Source organism: Myxococcaceae bacterium (genome assembly GCA_016000045.1).
Taxonomy (GTDB): Bacteria; Myxococcota; UBA727; order UBA727; family JABDBI01; genus AER2-1.
The window spans coordinates 43,121-58,321 of the sequence record JAECQY010000003.1; the positions used below are offsets into that span (position 1 = coordinate 43,121).

Sequence of the window (15,201 nt, forward strand, 5' to 3'; positions counted from 1 at the left end):
CAGTCAAATAGAATAATGGCTTTTCAAAGCGAAGCGCTCAGCCCAAATTTCAGCAAAGCTTTGTTCAATCCGGGCCAGCCCGTTGACAGGACTATCGAAGCTCATTAAAAACGGGAGCATGGAAGTAAACTCGACGCTTCTGGTCCAGCTTTTTCTATTTTTAAGTCTTCTGGCCTGGTTGTCGAAATTTTTGTTTGCGCCGATGCAAAAGCTTTTTGACGAACGCGAACGGCGCATCGAAGGGGCTCGAATAGAAGCTTTAAGACTTCAGAAGGAAGCTCAGCAACGCTTGGAAGAAGTAGAACTTCGAATTCATCAAGCTCAAAAAGAAGCGCGTTTGGCCCTAATCGCTCTTCAAGCCGAAGGTGCTCGATTTCATCGAGAAATTTTAGACACCGCTCGCAAACAAAACGCCCAGGAGCTCAAAGCAGCTCAAGAAGCCCTGCATGAGCAAATCGAGACGGTCCGTGCCGAACTCCTCGCGATGCAGCCTGAGATATCTCAACGCGTATCGGAACGACTCGTTGATTTCGATAGCAATCCAACCTGGGAACCAACTCATGCTTAATTGGTGGGGAATCGGTCCAAGCTACAGAGAAAGCCCTGCGATTGGCTGGGTTTTGCTAACTTTTGCCATTTTTCTCTTCCTTCTTTATCGCTTTGCACGAACCCCTTTGAGAACCTATTTGGAAGACCGCTCCAATCGCATTCGAACTGCCATTCAAGAAGCTCAAATTGCTCGGGAAGATGCGGCTCGAAAACTCAGCCAATACGAATCTCGTTTAGCGGAGCTTGATGCTGAGATTGCATCCATGAAATTGGATTTCCAGAATCAAGGAAAGCAGGAACAAGCTCGTTTGCAGGAAGAAGCAGAAAAAATCGCCGAACTGATTCGAACTGAATCTCAGGAAACTCTCAAGGCAGAAATTCTTCGAACGGTTGCAAAACTTAAACGAGATCTAGCAGAAAAAGTCCTTGGATCGGCGCTGGAGCATCTTAAACTGGATCCAGAGCATGAGCCAAAGCGGCTCGCTCATTTTATTCGAGAAAGCCGTATGGAACTTAAAAAATGAGCGCTCTCATCGCGAAGCGATATGCTAAGGCCTTATTATCCGCAGTCCAGGGTGCTGAAGAGCAAGGACAGATTGAATCTCAACTCAAATTTTTAGCAGATGCTTGCAAAATCCCTGCCGTTCAGCAATTTTTTGAAAACCCTCGTTTTCAAAAAGATGAACGCTTTCGATTGATTAAAAATCTCGATCTCCAACCTGCGCTCTTGCACTGCTTGAAACTATTGATAGATCGAAATCGTATCTCGTTGCTATCGGAACTTGATGCTTCGTTTCGTTCGGAGCTGGATCGCCACTTAGGCCGTGTCCGAGCTCGTGTTACCAGCGCCAAACCGCTCGATGCTGAGCAAAGCGCACAAATAGCCCAAGCACTCAGCGATCGAATAGGCCTGCCGGTACTGACAGAGAATACAGTTGACCCTGCCGTTTTGGCTGGAATTCGTGCAAAGATCGGCGGCTTGGTATTTGACAACACCCTTCAAACACAGTTTTCGCAGTTAAGAAAGGATTTATGCAGCTAAGAGCAGAAGAAATATCGCGCATTCTAAAAGACCAAATCGAGAATTTCGATACCCGAACCCAAGTTGCAGAAACCGGATCGGTATTAAGAGTCGGCGACGGCGTTGCCCGTGTCTACGGTCTTGAGCACGCTCAAGCAGGTGAATTGGTCGAGTTCTCCAATGGCACCAAGGGCCTTCTTCTGAATTTAGAAGAAGATTGCGTGGGCATCGCAATCATGGGAAGCGATACCGATATCCGAGAAGGAGACCTTGTCAAAAGAACCGGCCGAATCGCTGACGTTGCAGCAGGCGATGCCGTTTTAGGTCGTGTGTTGAACGGGTTAGGGGAGCCCATTGACGATCGAGGCCCCATTGCTGCGACGGAAAGACGCCTGATTGAAACCAAAGCGCCCGGTATTATTGCCCGAGAACCCGTGACGGAACCGATGCAAACTGGGATCAAAGCCATCGACGCCATGATTCCCATTGGCCGCGGGCAGCGCGAACTGATTATCGGGGATCGCCAAACTGGCAAGACCGCGATTGCGATAGACACCATCTTAAATCAGAAAAATACAGGCGTGAAATGCATTTACGTAGCGATCGGCCAAAAACAATCCACCGTCGCTCAAGTGGTGGATAAACTCCGAAAGCACGGTGCCATGGAATACACGGTGGTGGTTTCAGCGACGGCTTCCGATCCGGCTTCCTTGCAATTTTTGGCCCCCTACACAGGTACCGCGATTGGAGAGTATTGGCGGGACAATGGCGAACACGCTTTAATTGTCTATGACGACTTGTCCAAACAAGCGGTTGCCTACCGCCAACTCTCTTTGCTTTTGAGAAGACCTCCCGGTCGCGAAGCGTTTCCGGGCGATGTTTTTTACATTCACAGCCGTTTGCTCGAACGGGCGGCTAAGATTAGCAGCCAGGAAAAAGAGCTGGCGGCTTACCCCTATATTAAGAAAGGCGGAGGCAGTCTCACGGCCTTGCCCATTATTGAGACGCAAGCAGGGGATGTTTCTGCCTATATTCCAACAAACGTTATTTCGATTACAGACGGCCAGATTTACTTAGAAAGCGACTTGTTTCATTCAGGCCAGCGTCCCGCTGTAAACGTGGGTCTTTCGGTTTCTCGAGTGGGTGGTGCGGCTCAAATTGCTTCCATGAAGCAGTTTGCAGGAACGATGCGCCTTGACCTGGCTCAGTATCGGGAATTAGCTGCTTTTGCACAGTTTGGTTCGGACTTAGACAAAGCGACTTTGGAGCAAATTGCGCGTGGAAAACGCTTGTTTGAACTTTTGAAACAGAAGCAATACAGCCCTTATCCGGTTGAAGAGCAGGTCGTTCAGATTTACGCGGCGACTCAGGCCAAGCATGCAGAATCCAATGCAACCTTCGTGAGACACATCGAGCCAAGCGAGATTGCCCACTACGCAGAAGAGCTCACGGTCTATATGCGCGCTCAGCACGCCGATATCTTGCAAAGCATCCGAGAGAATCCCAGAAAAAAAGTGGATGGAGAATTGCGAGAAAGGCTTCATCAAGCTTTGCTCGCATTTGAAAGCGTGTTCGGAGCATAAGCAATGGCATCGTTGAGAGATATCCGAAAGCGTATCAAAAGCGTTAAGAGTTCGGAAAAAATCACCAAAGCGATGAAGATGGTGGCTGCGGCTAAACTTCGTCGCGCTCAAGATGAAGTCCGTAAATCAAAGACTTATGCGCGCCGCATGGACGAAGTGGTGGGTCGTATTGCGAAGCGGCTCGAACTCCAAGGCCAAGCAGCCCATCCGCTCTTGGAAATTCACGAGTCGCTCAAGCGCGTGGAAATTTTGGTCCTCACTTCGGAGCGAGGCCTTTGCGGCGCATTTAATTCCAATATCATCCGGCGTTCTCAGCGATTTCTCGCGGAAAAGGCCCATGAACACGATGAGATTCGTGTTTCAACGCTCGGTCAAAAAGGCTTTGAGGCGCTAAAACGAGAGGGAGTAAAAATCCGCAAAAATTACACGGATATTTTGAACCGCCCCAGTTACCTCAAAGCTTCTGAAATTGCCGAAGAGTTAGCCAGTTCTTACTTAAAAGACCACGTAGATTCAGTTTATATTATCTACAACGAGTTTAAGAGTGCTATCTCTCAGCAAGTTATTTTGAAGCAAATATTGCCGATTGTCTCAGCCAAATCGGTTGAAGATCCGGTCGATTACCTTTACGAGCCATCCCAAACAGAACTCTTAGAGCATCTGCTTCCCAAACATTTAACGACTCAGCTTTATCAGGCTTGCTTAGAGTCGGTTGCTTCTGAACATGGGGCTCGTATGACCGCGATGGAGAATGCAACACGGAATGCCAAAGACGTTATTTCTACCTTGACGCTTCAATACAATCGAGCGCGCCAAACTTCCATTACTAAAGAGCTGATGGAGATCATCGGGGGAGCTGAAGCCTTAACATGAGCGTGAGGCTTGAAAAATACGTCCGGTTTGCCGATGTTGATGCCGCGGGCTGGCTCTATTACCCTCGTTTTATCGAGTATTGCCAAGAGAGTTTTGAAGACTGGGTGAATGCATCCGCTCCGCTCAACTACCGGCAAATAATTGACGAACAGCGATGGGGATTTCCGGCCGTTCAGGTGCAAGGGAAATACCGTTCGCCTTTGAAACATGCGGACCGAATTTGGGTGGATATTCAAATCTTGCATTTGGGAACCAGTTCTATGCGAACCGGCTTTCAGTTTATTCGCCAAGATAATGATGCATTGAGCTTTGAAGCTGAAATCACGAGCGTCTGTACAAACCTCGATCAGGCCAAATCGATGCCTATCCCAGAAGTTATTCGTGAATTTTTAGAATCGATTCGACTTTAGAGTACGAAAAATAGGATGCCAGAATGGACGATTTTTACCGGCAATATATACGAACTGGAGCCATAGGGCTCGAAGTCGGGCTTTCGATCATCGTTGGTGCCGGACTCGGTGATTGGATTGATGGCCACTATGGCGTGGCGCCGGCAGGGATCTTCATCGGAACCGCCTTCGGAGTCGCTGCTGCTGGGAAAGCTTTATGGAGACTTTCTAAGGACTATTTGAGGCAAAATTCAGATGATTAAGGCGCTTTCACCTGGCGGTTCTGGCTCTCAAGTCTTCGAAGCTAACTGGACATAACGGCGAAGGAACAATTTGACCTGGGATTTTCTGAAGGCGAAGCGATTGGTAAAATTAAAGCGGTTGAAGAAACCGCTCGAAAACTTTTAAGCCTTGGCATCGATCAGGAGTCGGTTTTGAAAGCGACGGGCCTTTCTCTCGAAGTGTTGATCGGGCTGAATCAAAAATAAAAATTTCCAAACTTGGCCTCTAGAGTACCCGCTTGACGAACAAAATAGGACCAATATGGTCCTATTTCCAATGATCCGTGTCCACAAACTGACAGACTATGCCATTATTTTGATGGTCTACTTAGCTCAAAAAAGCAAAGGGTCTATTTCAACCACGCGCGAGTTGGCGGAAGAATCAGGAGTCCCGAGTACCACCGTAAGCAAACTCCTGAAACAGCTCCACAAAGGAGGCTGGTTGGAGTCAAGCCGGGGCGTGCAGGGCGGTTACGCGCTTGCTCACGATCCCGCCACCATTTCTTTGCTTGCTATCATCGAAGCCTTGGAAGGACCGATTAAACTCACGGATTGCCAAAATAGCTGCCAACTTGAGAATGCTTGTCCGACTCAACGACCTTGGCAAACCATCAACCAAATCCTCAAGAATACGTTATCAACCATTTCGTTGGCTGATCTCAAGAGCTGCTCATGATCCAAGAATTGACCGAAAAAAGTTACGCTTACGGCTTTGTAACGGACATTGAATCCGACACCCTTCCTCCTGGCCTCAACGAAGACGTGATTCGCTTTATTTCGAAAACAAAGGAAGAACCCGAGTGGTTACTGCACTGGCGCCTCAAAGCCTTTGAACATTGGAAAACCCTTCGTGAACCGCATTGGGCTCACCTCAACTATCCTCCAATCGACTATCAAGCAATCTGCTACTACTCCGCTCCAAAACCCAAAAAGCAGCTGAAGAGCCTGGATGAGCTGGATCCTGAGATTTTAAAAACCTATCAAAAACTGGGCATCCCACTTCGTGAGCAAGAAAAATTCGCCAATGTAGCGGTGGATGCCGTATTTGACAGCGTGTCCGTAGCAACGACTTTCAAAGAACGCTTATCGAAAGTAGGAGTCGTTTTTTGTTCATTCTCCGAAGCCGTCCGAAATTACCCGGAATTGGTACGCTCTTATCTCGGAACAGTGGTCCCGATGGCTGACAATTTTTTTTCAGCCCTTAATTCGGCTGTCTTTAGCGATGGCTCGTTTTGCTACATCCCCAAAGGTGTTCGTTGTCCCATGGAGCTGTCGACTTATTTTCGCATTAACTCCGCAAATACCGGGCAATTTGAAAGAACCTTGATCGTTGCAGAAGAAGGCAGTTACGTATCGTATCTGGAAGGCTGCACCGCTCCGATGCGCGATGAAAATCAGCTTCACGCTGCGGTGGTTGAACTGATCGCGCTCGATCGTGCCGAGATTAAATACTCCACCGTTCAGAATTGGTACCCGGGCGATGAAAACGGCAAAGGTGGTATCTACAACTTTGTCACTAAGCGTGGAGCTTGCCGAGGATACAAATCCAAAATTTCTTGGACGCAAGTGGAAACCGGATCGGCCATTACCTGGAAATACCCGAGCGTGCTCTTACAAGGCGATGAATCTTCGGGAGAGTTTTATTCCGTTGCAGTGACTAACCACTGCCAGCAAGCCGATACCGGAACTAAAATGATCCACATCGGTAAAAATACAAGCAGCACCATTATTTCCAAAGGCATCAGCGCGGGGAAAAGTCAAAATTCCTATCGAGGTTTGGTTCGCGTACAGAAAGGGGCTGAAAATGCTCGAAACTATTCACAATGCGATTCGCTCTTATTTCGAAATGAATGTGGAGCCAATACCTACCCATACATCGATGCTCGCCATCCAACTGCGCAGATTGAGCACGAAGCAACCACTTCGAGAGTGAGCGATGATCAAATTTTCTACTGCCAACAACGAGGCATTTCAACGGAAGATGCCATCAATTTGATTGTAAACGGATTTTGCAAAAGCGTATTTCGCAAGCTCCCCATGGAGTTTGCTGTGGAAGCGCAAAAATTATTGGGAATCTCACTGGAAGGAGCCGTTGGATAATATGCTAAAGATTCAAGGACTGAATGTTCGAACAGGCGATAAGCCTATTTTAAAAGGCCTCTCACTTGAGATCAAGTCGGGCGAAGTGCATGCGATCATGGGCCCCAATGGTTCCGGGAAAAGCACTCTTTCTCAGGTTTTGGCGGGCCATTCAGCTTATACCATCGAATCCGGCTCTGTTTCGTTTAAAAATCAAGATCTGTTCCTCTTATCGCCTGAGCAAAGAGCCTTGGAAGGTCTTTTTTTAGCCTTTCAGTACCCGATCGAAATTCCTGGGGTCAACAACACTTATTTCTTAAAAGCGGCCATGAATGCCAAACGTCGTCACTTAGGCTTGCCTGAGATGGATGCTGTGGATTTCTTAAAGAAAATTCAAGAAAAAATGGCACTTTTAAAAATGGACAAAGCTTTTTTAGAACGCAACGTCAACGAAGGATTTTCAGGGGGCGAAAAGAAGCGCAATGAAGCCTTGCAAATTGCTTTACTCGAACCTGATTTAGCGATTTTAGATGAAACGGATTCAGGTCTTGATATCGATGCACTTCGGATCGTCGCCGCAAATATTAACGCGCTTCGCCATGCCAACCGCAGCTTTTTATTGGTGACACACTATCAAAGATTGCTGGACTATATTGTGCCTGACTATGTCCATGTACTGCGCGATGGTGCCATCGTTCAAACTGGCCCGAAAGAGCTGGCGCTTTCTCTGGAGCAAACAGGCTATGATTCAACGCATTGAGAAAGATCAGACTGAGCAGAGAGTCGTCTTGCTAGAGAACCATGCAGAACAAGTATTTGAGCTCGAAGCCCATTCTCACCTGAACTACACCTGCCTGTCGCTCGCTCAGAAAGATTTAAGGCATTCGATCCGAGTCCTCTTTCTCGGAGAGCACGCTTCGTGCACAATTAAAATTCTTGATTTTGCTAAATATAACAGCAAGTTAGAGTCTACTATTCATGTAATACATCAAGTCTCTAATTGCAGCAGCTCGGTTTTGCATAAGGGCCTCTATCGAGATGCTTCGCAAGGTTCTTTTCATGCGCAAGTGAACGTTGGTGCAAAAACAATGGGATCGGAGGCGGTCCAAATGCATCGAAGCCTTTTGCTATCGCCCGATGCACGGTGCCAAGCAGATCCCCATTTGGTCATTCAGACGGATTCGGTGAAATGCAAGCATGGGGTCACAGTTGGGCAGCTTGATGACAAGGCTCTTTTTTACCTACAAGCTCGAGGATTGAGCATCTTGGAAGCTCAACGCCTGCTCATACAAGCGTTTTCAAATGAAATCATTGGCCAGTTCCCTGAATTTCAAAAGCGAGTCGAAGCATGGATATAGCCCAGCAATTTCCCCTTTTAAACCGGCTAGTACATGGCCGTCGTCTGGTTTACTTAGATACAGCGGCAACGGCTTTAAAACCTCTGTGCGTTATCGAGGCAGAACGTGCCTATGAACAGGAGTTTTGCGCGAACGTGCACCGTGGCGTTCACGCTCTGAGTGAACAAGCCACACGCGAATTTGAATCGGCTCGTTCGGAGGTTCAGCATTTCATCCAAGCTCCCTCGACCCAAGAAATTATTTTCACTTCTGGAACTACCGAGTCGATTAATTTACTCGCTCATTCTTATTCAAAAGCCTTTTTGAAGCCTGGTGATGAGATATGGATTTCTAGCCTGGAGCATCACTCGAACTTGGTTCCTTGGCAAATGGCAGCAAAATACTACCATTGCCACTTGAAAGTCATTCCGCTGGATCACGTGGGTGAAATTCCTTTCGGTCCCACAGCCCGTTTGCTTGCCGTCACCTACGCTTCCAACGCGCTGGGAGTTCTGAATCCTCTTTCGAGCTGGATCGCACAAGCGAAAGCGCATGGAATGCAGGTACTGATCGATGCCGCTCAAGCGGCGGTACATGTTCCCATCGATGTTCAGGCTCTAGGATGCGATTTTTTGGTTTTTTCAGGTCATAAAGTTTATGGCCCAACAGGAACGGGGATTCTTTGGGGAAGGGAACACTTACTGGAGCAAATGCCTCCGTATCAAATGGGCGGGGACATGATCGAGTCGGTTCGCTTCGAAGATACGCGTTTTGCGAAACTGCCCGCTAAATTTGAGGCTGGAACACCGAATATTGCGGGCGTGATCGGCCTCGGGGAAGCTTTGAGATGGCTCAAGGTTCAAAATCATGAAGCTCTCACTGCGCTCACCCAATACGCTCGAGAGCAGCTTCTTTCCGTGCCAGGCCTCCGGCTTTTCGGGGATCAACCTCATAAAATGCCTCTTTGGTCTTTTTTGCTCAGCGACGTTCACCCCCATGATATTAGTTCAATTGTCGATCGTGAAGGAGTTGCCATTCGAGCAGGGCACTTATGCGCACAACCCTTGATGCAATTGCTCGGTGTTTCCGCTTTGGTCCGAGCTTCTTTCGGTCTGTACAATACGCGAGAAGATGTGGACGCTTTGGTTTACGCTTTGCATCAAGTAAGACGGGTCTTTCGATGTTAGATGATTTGTATCAAGAACTGATTCTGGACCATAGCCGGCATCCTCACCATTACGGAGATCTGCCGGGTTCCACCCATTCGGCTCATGGGCATAACCCCTTGTGCGGAGATGAGCTGTTTGTTTACCTGGTAATTGAAAACGCTCGCATCCAAAACATTCGATTTCAGGGGGAAGGTTGTGCCATATCCAAAGCTTCTGCTTCGCTGATGACCGACGAGTTAATTGGAAAAACGCTCCAGGAAGCACGAATCCTTTTTCAAGAATTCCATGAGCTTTTAACGCAGGAAAAAGATCAATTCGATCATCTGGTCAAAGCACAGGCCTTGCGAGGAGTTCGCGAATTTCCGGTTCGGGTGAAATGCGCCACGCTCGCTTGGCATACTTTTGAGGCCGCTTTAAAAGAGCAAGCCGCTGAAATAACAACGGAGTAAAAGGTTTCATGCATATGTACGGTGGTGGAGTGAACGTTCAATTGAGCAGAGATTGCGTGGGTATTCAGATCCCCAATGGCGACTCTATGACCCTTGAACAGGGACACGAAGTCTATATCACCCAAGTTCTGGGCGGAATGTTCACGGTTGAAACAGAATGGGGTTATCTGGTCCGGATTGACGGAAAAGATGCAGACGCCTTAGGACAAACCGTTCCCGAAGAACGTCAAAAACCAAATTGGGAACAATACGCCAGTTTGGAAGAAGCAGCCTGGGCTCAACTCAGAACCTGTTACGACCCTGAAATACCGGTGAATATTGTCGAGCTCGGACTGGTCTATGAATTGGAAATTTTGGGTTCAGACCTACGAGTTCAGATGACTTTAACGGCTCCTGGATGCGGCATGGGAGAAGTCCTCAAGAACGATATTGAAACCAAACTTCGAGAAATACCGGGAATAGAAACCGTTATCATCGATCTCACCTTTGATCCACCCTGGAGCACAGAAAGAATGTCCGATGCGGCTCGATTGCAATTAGGCATGATGTAAATCAGTTGCAAAGCTTCAAGTCCTACGCTAAGCCGATCCCAATGATCGGGGTGTAGCTCAGCTTGGTAGAGCGCTTGGTTCGGGACCAAGAGGCCGCAGGTTCAAATCCTGTCACCCCGACCAAAATCAACGAAAAAAAGTGGTAATCGTAGCATCGTTACAGACTTTATTTTTGTTTCGATTTTTATAAAAATAAAAATCCCGTCTTCAACGCACGCAGCGGACATAGTTCGCGCTGCTGATGCCATACGTGTTGACGCTGCCACCACCGAAATTCACGCTCCACGCAACGGACGGGGGCGTGCAAGAATAAGGCGTTGATGTCCAAAACCAACTCTGAGGCGTGCTTGGAAAAGCCGTCGTGTTCATTGTTGGACCCGGAGATGCTACGCGAACATCCAGAAGCGTCGACAATTCTTTGACATTGGGAAGACGCCAGCTCAAACCGTCCAGATTCAAACCCGCACAATAAGCCTGTGCAGAACTCCAGTTATAGGTTCCAGAAACCGTTCGCTGCCAAATCAAGCCCGTTACGGTGTCCAGAACCTGCGTGCTATTAAAGGTATAACGATCTACCTCTCGAACCGCCGATGAGGGTCGCACACAACGCGTAAAGCCGTTCGCAGGCACTGAAGAACAACCGCTATAACCCTGGCTGCAAACGAGGCCTGCGTAATACGCACCGCTACCGTAACTCACCCACCAAGCACTGCCCGGGTAACCCTGCAAAGCGTCGGAGGACCAATAGTAACTGCTGGTTTGAGTGCCTGGAAAAAAATCCAGATCCACGCTGGGACCAGCGCAATCTATCGTATAATCCACCAAGGTCTGAAGTTCCACGTGCGTGGGCAAACGCCAGTCCCCAAAACCAGACTCAAACAGATTAGCACAATAAGCTTGGGCAGCTGTCCAATTGCCTGCAGGCGCATTCCCTACCTTTTGCCACTGCAGACTCGTCATTTGATCCGTGACAATCCCCGGAACGGATTCAAGGTAGCGGCCCGTTTGATTGGCGTTGTCTCGATAGACACCCGTTGTCACTTGCCAATTCGCCCACTCGGGATTGTAAACCTGAGGAGAACGCACACAACGGACACAGTACGTAACACTGATGAGATACGTGCCGACGCTGCCATAACCGAAATCCACGCCCCACGCACCGGACGAGGGTGCACACGAATAAAGCATTGATGTCCAAAATATGTTCTGCGGTGTACTCGGAAAAGCCGTCGTATTGATCGTCGAACCCGGGTACGCCACATGAATATCCAGAAGCGTCGACAATTCTTTGACATTGGGAAGGCGCCAGGGCAAACCATCCAGGTTTAAACCCGCACAATAAGCCTGTGCCGAACTCCAGTTATAGGTTCCGGAAACCGTTCGTTGCCAAATCAAGCCCGTCACCGTGTCTAACACCTGTGTACTGTTAAAGGTATAACGATCCACCTCTCGAACCGCCGACAAGGGTCGCACACAACGCGTAAAGCCACTCGCAGGCACTGAAGAACAACCACCATAACCCTGGCTGCAAACGAGTCCCGCGCCATAGGCACCGCTGCCGTAACTTACCCACCAAGCACTGCCCGGGTAACCCTGTAAAGCGTCGGAGGACCAATAGTAACTGCTGGTTTGAGTGCCTGGGAAAAAATTCAGATCCAGGCAGGGGCCAGCGCAATCCATCGTGTAATCGACCAAGGTCTGAAGTTCCACGTGTGTGGGCAAACGCCAGTCCCCAAACCCAGACTCAAGCAAATCAGCGCAATAGGCCTGGGCAGCCGTCCAATTGCTAGCAGGTGCACTCCCTACCTTTTGCCACTGCAAACCTGTCATCCGATCCGTGATAACCCCTGGAACGGATTCAAGATAGCGGCCCGTTTGATTGGCGTTGTCTCGATAGACACCGGTTGTCACTTGCCAATTCGCCCACTCGGGATTCCAAATCACCGGAGCGCTTGGGCTTTCGGTAGGACTCAAGGTTTGGGAATACGACAAACTTCCGCTCGTCTCAGACGCACTGAGAGTCCTGCTTGAGCTTCTCGTGGCCGACTCCACATCGCTCAGCGTACGAGTACGCTTTTGACTCGGGCTTAAGCCCTCGGTGAAAGAAAGGCTGAGCGTATCCAGCAAACTCACAGTATTCCGAGAAGAGGCTTTGCTGAAGGTTTGGCTGAGCGTTGGTTTTGTTTGCGAAACACTCGCAGACGCGGTGCACGTTGGCATCCGATCGAACAAACGAACGGCATAAGACTCCGAGGACAGCGACGTCTTACCCGTCCAATCGGCGTAAAAACTCACCAATAAAATCGCGCTTTCGGTAATTTGATGCTCATATTCCAAAGGAAGCCAGGAACTTTGTCCGCAGCACTCCGGTCTCCCCAAAGCGATCGTGGAGTTGATCTCACACAAAACGCGCTCGATGTGAGTGTTCATGAAAATGGAACAATTGGCCACAAATTGGCCCGTATAATCCGGCATCGCTTGAATCGCCGGAGTTAACTCGGCAAACAAAGCCTTCAATCCGGTCGAAAACAATTGTTTTTGCTGGGCGGCAGGCAATGTCTGGTTCGAAACGAGCTGCGTTAGTGCCTGATTCGCCACGGCATTCGTTACCTGGCTTTGATTAAGCCAGGCAGCAACAGCGGCTTGCCCCCAAATGAAGAACACCCAAAGCCTTGCCGGCCTCAAGCACCGTGCTTGGGTTTTTAGATTTTTCCTCATTCCGCAATTGCTACCGCAAGAAAGAAAGCAAGAAAAGGCTTTTGGAGTTTCCGTAATAATAAATTGCAATATCAAGGACGATACGGCAGGATCACGCTTTCCGCTTTCGGCTGAACACGTGGGCAAATTCTCTTTTGAGCGCGTTCCATCTCATAGACGAGCACTTCGGCAACCTGCTGCTGATCTGCTTCTTGACACTCCACCACCAGCTCATCGTGTATCATGTTGACCAAAACAGCTTCTTGAAAATCCTGAGATAAGCGTCGATGCACCCATACCATCGCTAATTTAGCAAGTTCTGCAGCAGTTCCCTGAATCGGCATGTTTTTTGCGACACGAGAGATGTCTTGGCTCGTATTCAGCGCAAGACGCCTACCCAGGCGAGTCTGAGCATAGCCCTTGGCGTAAGCTTCTTGGACACTCCAGTCTAGGTAGGCTTTAATGCGCGGGTGCTTCTTAAAATACTGTTTCAACCACTCTTCTGCTTGATTCTGCGTCACTTGCAAACTTGCAGCCAAGGACTTAGAACCCATTCCGTAAATGATCCCGAAATTGATTGCTTTCGCTTGTTCTCGATAGGTGGGGCTGCCAAACAAATTAATAGCGACTTGAGTGTGCAGATCTTCGCTGTCTTCAAAGGCCTTGAGAAACGAAGCGTCGCCTGAGAAATCAGCTAAAATACGCAGTTCACACGCAGCATAGTCTGCTCGCACAATCGCTCGTCCAGCAGGAGCGCTTAAACAGGCTTGAAAACGAGTATCTGAAGGAAGATTCTGAAGGTTCGGTCGATGGCAGGAAACTCGACCTGTCGAGGCTCCCGTCGACTCAAAATGAGCATGAATTCGCCAAGATATCGGATCGATAAACTCGATAAAAGTGGCTCCGTAAGTTTGGACCAATTTGGCCATTTCTCGATAGCGATCCAGGCTGGCTTGAGCCTCTGCAGGGTTCGTGCATTTTGACAAAGCACCGGCCACATCTGCTGGGCTATTCAAGTTCAGGCTGGACTCTCCAAATAAGTCCAAATGCTGAGGGCCTGAAAGACAATCCATTGCCAACTTCTGATATTTTAGCATCTCAGTTCGGCAAACTTCAATCGTTTCCACCCAAGCCTTTCGATTTACGTAAAGGCCATAGCGCTGCATCTCCCGAAATACAGGAGCGACAGCCTGTTCTAAAGTTTCAAAATTAAGTCGTTCCAAACACGAGCACGCTGCTAAAAATAGCAGGTCCTCCTTTCGGTGGCGAAAATACGAGTCTCAATAAAATGCTTCGAATGCAATCGGAAACATCAGACGATCTCAAGGTATCTTCAATAAATTGAACCTCAAAAACACTGCCTTCAGCAGAGACACTCATTTGATAAGCCAACTTGCCCGATAGATCAGGGCTGTTTTTGAGGGCTTTTTCATAGCACCGGGTAAAAGAAGAATTTTTCTTGGCTAAAGTGCCTAGAACACCCAACTGATCCGCAGAACCCTTCGTCACGCTGGAATTGCCGGAGGAAACGCGTGCCACTGGCAATTCGGCTTCTTTTCTCTCTGCAACGGCTACTTTACCGCTGGAACTGTTTCCAACCGAATCGATGTCCGCCGTCGATTTGAGAGATCCGCTAGAACCCTTCAACGAACTTTTTGAAAACCCAGATCCCGAGGCCACAGCAAAACTGCGTTTTTCTTTCATCGCAGAATCCAAATCATCGCTGAACGAATCAGAATTCGAGGAGAAGACATTGGCCATTGCAGTTCCACGGCCTTTTTGTCCGCTGGATTCACCCGAGACTCCGATCAGACCCAAAACTCCCGAAGAAGCCAACTTACTCCGAATCGGGTTTGATCCTTGGCCAGGCTCTTTGGGAGAAGCTTGCAGGCTTTTGCTGGGCGTTGCTGAAGGTGAAGCCGATTCTTTGTTCGAGGGAAGAACAGCGGGCTCGTTGACGGCCACTTTGGATTCTTTAGCTGGTTTGGGAATTGGAACGGGCTCATTGGCTTCATGCGCCAAAGGAGCCGGAACTTTTTTGAGAACAATCCCCTTGGATCGAATCGGTTGAACAGTCTTCACCCATTTTTCAAAATCGCGCTGGGTCACCTGTTCTGGAATCTTAATGTTCATAATCGACATGGCCACAAACAAGTGAAGCAAAAGCGAGAAGGCAAGGGCGCTTAGCAAAAGAGCGTTGTTCAATTTCTCAAATACGTTCAT

17 protein-coding genes and 1 tRNA gene are annotated in these 15,201 nt (G+C 48.6%); 15 read left to right on the forward strand and 3 right to left on the reverse strand.

Annotation, left to right across the window (positions count from 1 at the left end):
• Window positions 1-118: 118 nt before the first annotated feature.
• The 15 genes from I8H75_02265 to I8H75_02335 all read left to right on the forward strand — a co-directional run bounded on the left by I8H75_02265 (window position 119) and on the right by I8H75_02335 (window position 10,404).
• On the forward strand, window positions 119-568 hold the full coding sequence (locus I8H75_02265) for an ATP synthase F0 subunit B (protein ID MBH2006160.1): 450 nt from the start codon (window positions 119-121) through the stop codon (window positions 566-568).
• Window positions 561-1,073, forward strand: a complete 513-nt coding sequence (locus I8H75_02270) for an ATP synthase F0 subunit B (GenBank protein MBH2006161.1) — start codon at window positions 561-563, stop codon at window positions 1,071-1,073. The genes I8H75_02265 and I8H75_02270 overlap by 8 nt, the downstream gene beginning before the upstream one ends.
• Window positions 1,070-1,591 (forward strand): ATP synthase F1 subunit delta, encoded by a 522-nt coding sequence (gene atpH / locus I8H75_02275; protein ID MBH2006162.1) that lies wholly within the window; start codon window positions 1,070-1,072, stop codon window positions 1,589-1,591. The genes I8H75_02270 and atpH overlap by 4 nt, the downstream gene beginning before the upstream one ends.
• Complete coding sequence (locus I8H75_02280) at window positions 1,582-3,153, forward strand: F0F1 ATP synthase subunit alpha (protein MBH2006163.1); 1,572 nt, start codon at window positions 1,582-1,584, stop codon at window positions 3,151-3,153. The genes atpH and I8H75_02280 overlap by 10 nt, the downstream gene beginning before the upstream one ends.
• 3 nt (window positions 3,154-3,156) lie before the next feature.
• On the forward strand, window positions 3,157-4,026 hold the full coding sequence (gene atpG, locus I8H75_02285; GenBank protein MBH2006164.1) for an ATP synthase F1 subunit gamma: 870 nt from the start codon (window positions 3,157-3,159) through the stop codon (window positions 4,024-4,026).
• A complete protein-coding gene (locus I8H75_02290) occupies window positions 4,023-4,436 on the forward strand; it encodes an acyl-CoA thioesterase (protein ID MBH2006165.1) in 414 nt (137 codons plus the stop codon). Before atpG ends, I8H75_02290 begins: the two co-directional genes overlap by 4 nt.
• 23 nt (window positions 4,437-4,459) lie before the next feature.
• Window positions 4,460-4,678, forward strand: a complete 219-nt coding sequence (locus I8H75_02295) for an AtpZ/AtpI family protein (protein ID MBH2006166.1) — start codon at window positions 4,460-4,462, stop codon at window positions 4,676-4,678.
• A gap of 295 nt (window positions 4,679-4,973) precedes the next feature.
• Window positions 4,974-5,372, forward strand: a complete 399-nt coding sequence (locus tag I8H75_02300; protein MBH2006167.1) for an SUF system Fe-S cluster assembly regulator — start codon at window positions 4,974-4,976, stop codon at window positions 5,370-5,372.
• Window positions 5,369-6,796, forward strand: a complete 1,428-nt coding sequence (gene sufB / locus I8H75_02305; protein ID MBH2006168.1) for a Fe-S cluster assembly protein SufB — start codon at window positions 5,369-5,371, stop codon at window positions 6,794-6,796. The genes I8H75_02300 and sufB overlap by 4 nt, the downstream gene beginning before the upstream one ends.
• A gap of 1 nt (window position 6,797) precedes the next feature.
• Complete coding sequence (gene sufC, locus I8H75_02310) at window positions 6,798-7,535, forward strand: Fe-S cluster assembly ATPase SufC (protein ID MBH2006169.1); 738 nt, start codon at window positions 6,798-6,800, stop codon at window positions 7,533-7,535.
• Window positions 7,519-8,133 (forward strand): SufD family Fe-S cluster assembly protein, encoded by a 615-nt coding sequence (locus I8H75_02315; protein MBH2006170.1) that lies wholly within the window; start codon window positions 7,519-7,521, stop codon window positions 8,131-8,133. The genes sufC and I8H75_02315 overlap by 17 nt, the downstream gene beginning before the upstream one ends.
• Entirely contained in the window at window positions 8,124-9,299 is a 1,176-nt protein-coding gene (locus tag I8H75_02320; GenBank protein ID MBH2006171.1) for a SufS family cysteine desulfurase, read from the forward strand. The genes I8H75_02315 and I8H75_02320 overlap by 10 nt, the downstream gene beginning before the upstream one ends.
• The gene (locus I8H75_02325) at window positions 9,293-9,730 is read left to right on the forward strand and encodes an SUF system NifU family Fe-S cluster assembly protein (protein MBH2006172.1); all 438 of its coding nucleotides are present in this window, start codon (window positions 9,293-9,295) and stop codon (window positions 9,728-9,730) included. Before I8H75_02320 ends, I8H75_02325 begins: the two co-directional genes overlap by 7 nt.
• A gap of 14 nt (window positions 9,731-9,744) precedes the next feature.
• On the forward strand, window positions 9,745-10,281 hold the full coding sequence (gene sufT / locus I8H75_02330) for a putative Fe-S cluster assembly protein SufT (GenBank protein MBH2006173.1): 537 nt from the start codon (window positions 9,745-9,747) through the stop codon (window positions 10,279-10,281).
• A 46-nt stretch (window positions 10,282-10,327) separates the two neighbouring features.
• A tRNA-Pro gene (locus tag I8H75_02335) sits at window positions 10,328-10,404 on the forward strand.
• 84 nt (window positions 10,405-10,488) lie between these two features.
• Here the strand turns inward: I8H75_02335 and I8H75_02340 are convergent.
• The 3 genes from I8H75_02340 to I8H75_02350 form a co-directional block, all read right to left on the reverse strand.
• Entirely contained in the window at window positions 10,489-12,999 is a 2,511-nt protein-coding gene (locus I8H75_02340) for a DUF1566 domain-containing protein (GenBank protein ID MBH2006174.1), read from the reverse strand.
• Between the two features lie 71 nt (window positions 13,000-13,070).
• Entirely contained in the window at window positions 13,071-14,201 is a 1,131-nt protein-coding gene (locus tag I8H75_02345; protein MBH2006175.1) for a hypothetical protein, read from the reverse strand.
• Complete coding sequence (locus I8H75_02350) at window positions 14,188-15,201, reverse strand: AgmX/PglI C-terminal domain-containing protein (GenBank protein ID MBH2006176.1); 1,014 nt, start codon at window positions 15,199-15,201, stop codon at window positions 14,188-14,190. Before I8H75_02350 ends, I8H75_02345 begins: the two co-directional genes overlap by 14 nt.

Bases quoted from the DNA above. Each gene is read 5' to 3' on its own strand.
- I8H75_02320 (MBH2006171.1), top strand. From the start codon at position 8,124: ATGGATATAGCCCAGCAATTTCCCCTTTTAAACCGGCTAGTACATGGC.
- I8H75_02340 (MBH2006174.1), bottom strand. From the start codon at position 12,999: ATGAGGAAAAATCTAAAAACCCAAGCACGGTGCTTGAGGCCGGCAAGG.
- I8H75_02280 (MBH2006163.1), top strand. From the start codon at position 1,582: ATGCAGCTAAGAGCAGAAGAAATATCGCGCATTCTAAAAGACCAAATC.
- I8H75_02315 (MBH2006170.1), top strand. From the start codon at position 7,519: ATGATTCAACGCATTGAGAAAGATCAGACTGAGCAGAGAGTCGTCTTG.
- I8H75_02270 (MBH2006161.1), top strand. From the start codon at position 561: ATGCTTAATTGGTGGGGAATCGGTCCAAGCTACAGAGAAAGCCCTGCG.
- sufB (MBH2006168.1), top strand. From the start codon at position 5,369: ATGATCCAAGAATTGACCGAAAAAAGTTACGCTTACGGCTTTGTAACG.
- I8H75_02290 (MBH2006165.1), top strand. From the start codon at position 4,023: ATGAGCGTGAGGCTTGAAAAATACGTCCGGTTTGCCGATGTTGATGCC.
- sufT (MBH2006173.1), top strand. From the start codon at position 9,745: ATGTACGGTGGTGGAGTGAACGTTCAATTGAGCAGAGATTGCGTGGGT.
- sufC (MBH2006169.1), top strand. From the start codon at position 6,798: ATGCTAAAGATTCAAGGACTGAATGTTCGAACAGGCGATAAGCCTATT.
- I8H75_02295 (MBH2006166.1), top strand. From the start codon at position 4,460: ATGGACGATTTTTACCGGCAATATATACGAACTGGAGCCATAGGGCTC.
- atpG (MBH2006164.1), top strand. From the start codon at position 3,157: ATGGCATCGTTGAGAGATATCCGAAAGCGTATCAAAAGCGTTAAGAGT.
- I8H75_02325 (MBH2006172.1), top strand. From the start codon at position 9,293: ATGTTAGATGATTTGTATCAAGAACTGATTCTGGACCATAGCCGGCAT.
- I8H75_02300 (MBH2006167.1), top strand. From the start codon at position 4,974: ATGATCCGTGTCCACAAACTGACAGACTATGCCATTATTTTGATGGTC.
- I8H75_02265 (MBH2006160.1), top strand. From the start codon at position 119: ATGGAAGTAAACTCGACGCTTCTGGTCCAGCTTTTTCTATTTTTAAGT.
- I8H75_02350 (MBH2006176.1), bottom strand. From the start codon at position 15,201: ATGAACGTATTTGAGAAATTGAACAACGCTCTTTTGCTAAGCGCCCTT.
- atpH (MBH2006162.1), top strand. From the start codon at position 1,070: ATGAGCGCTCTCATCGCGAAGCGATATGCTAAGGCCTTATTATCCGCA.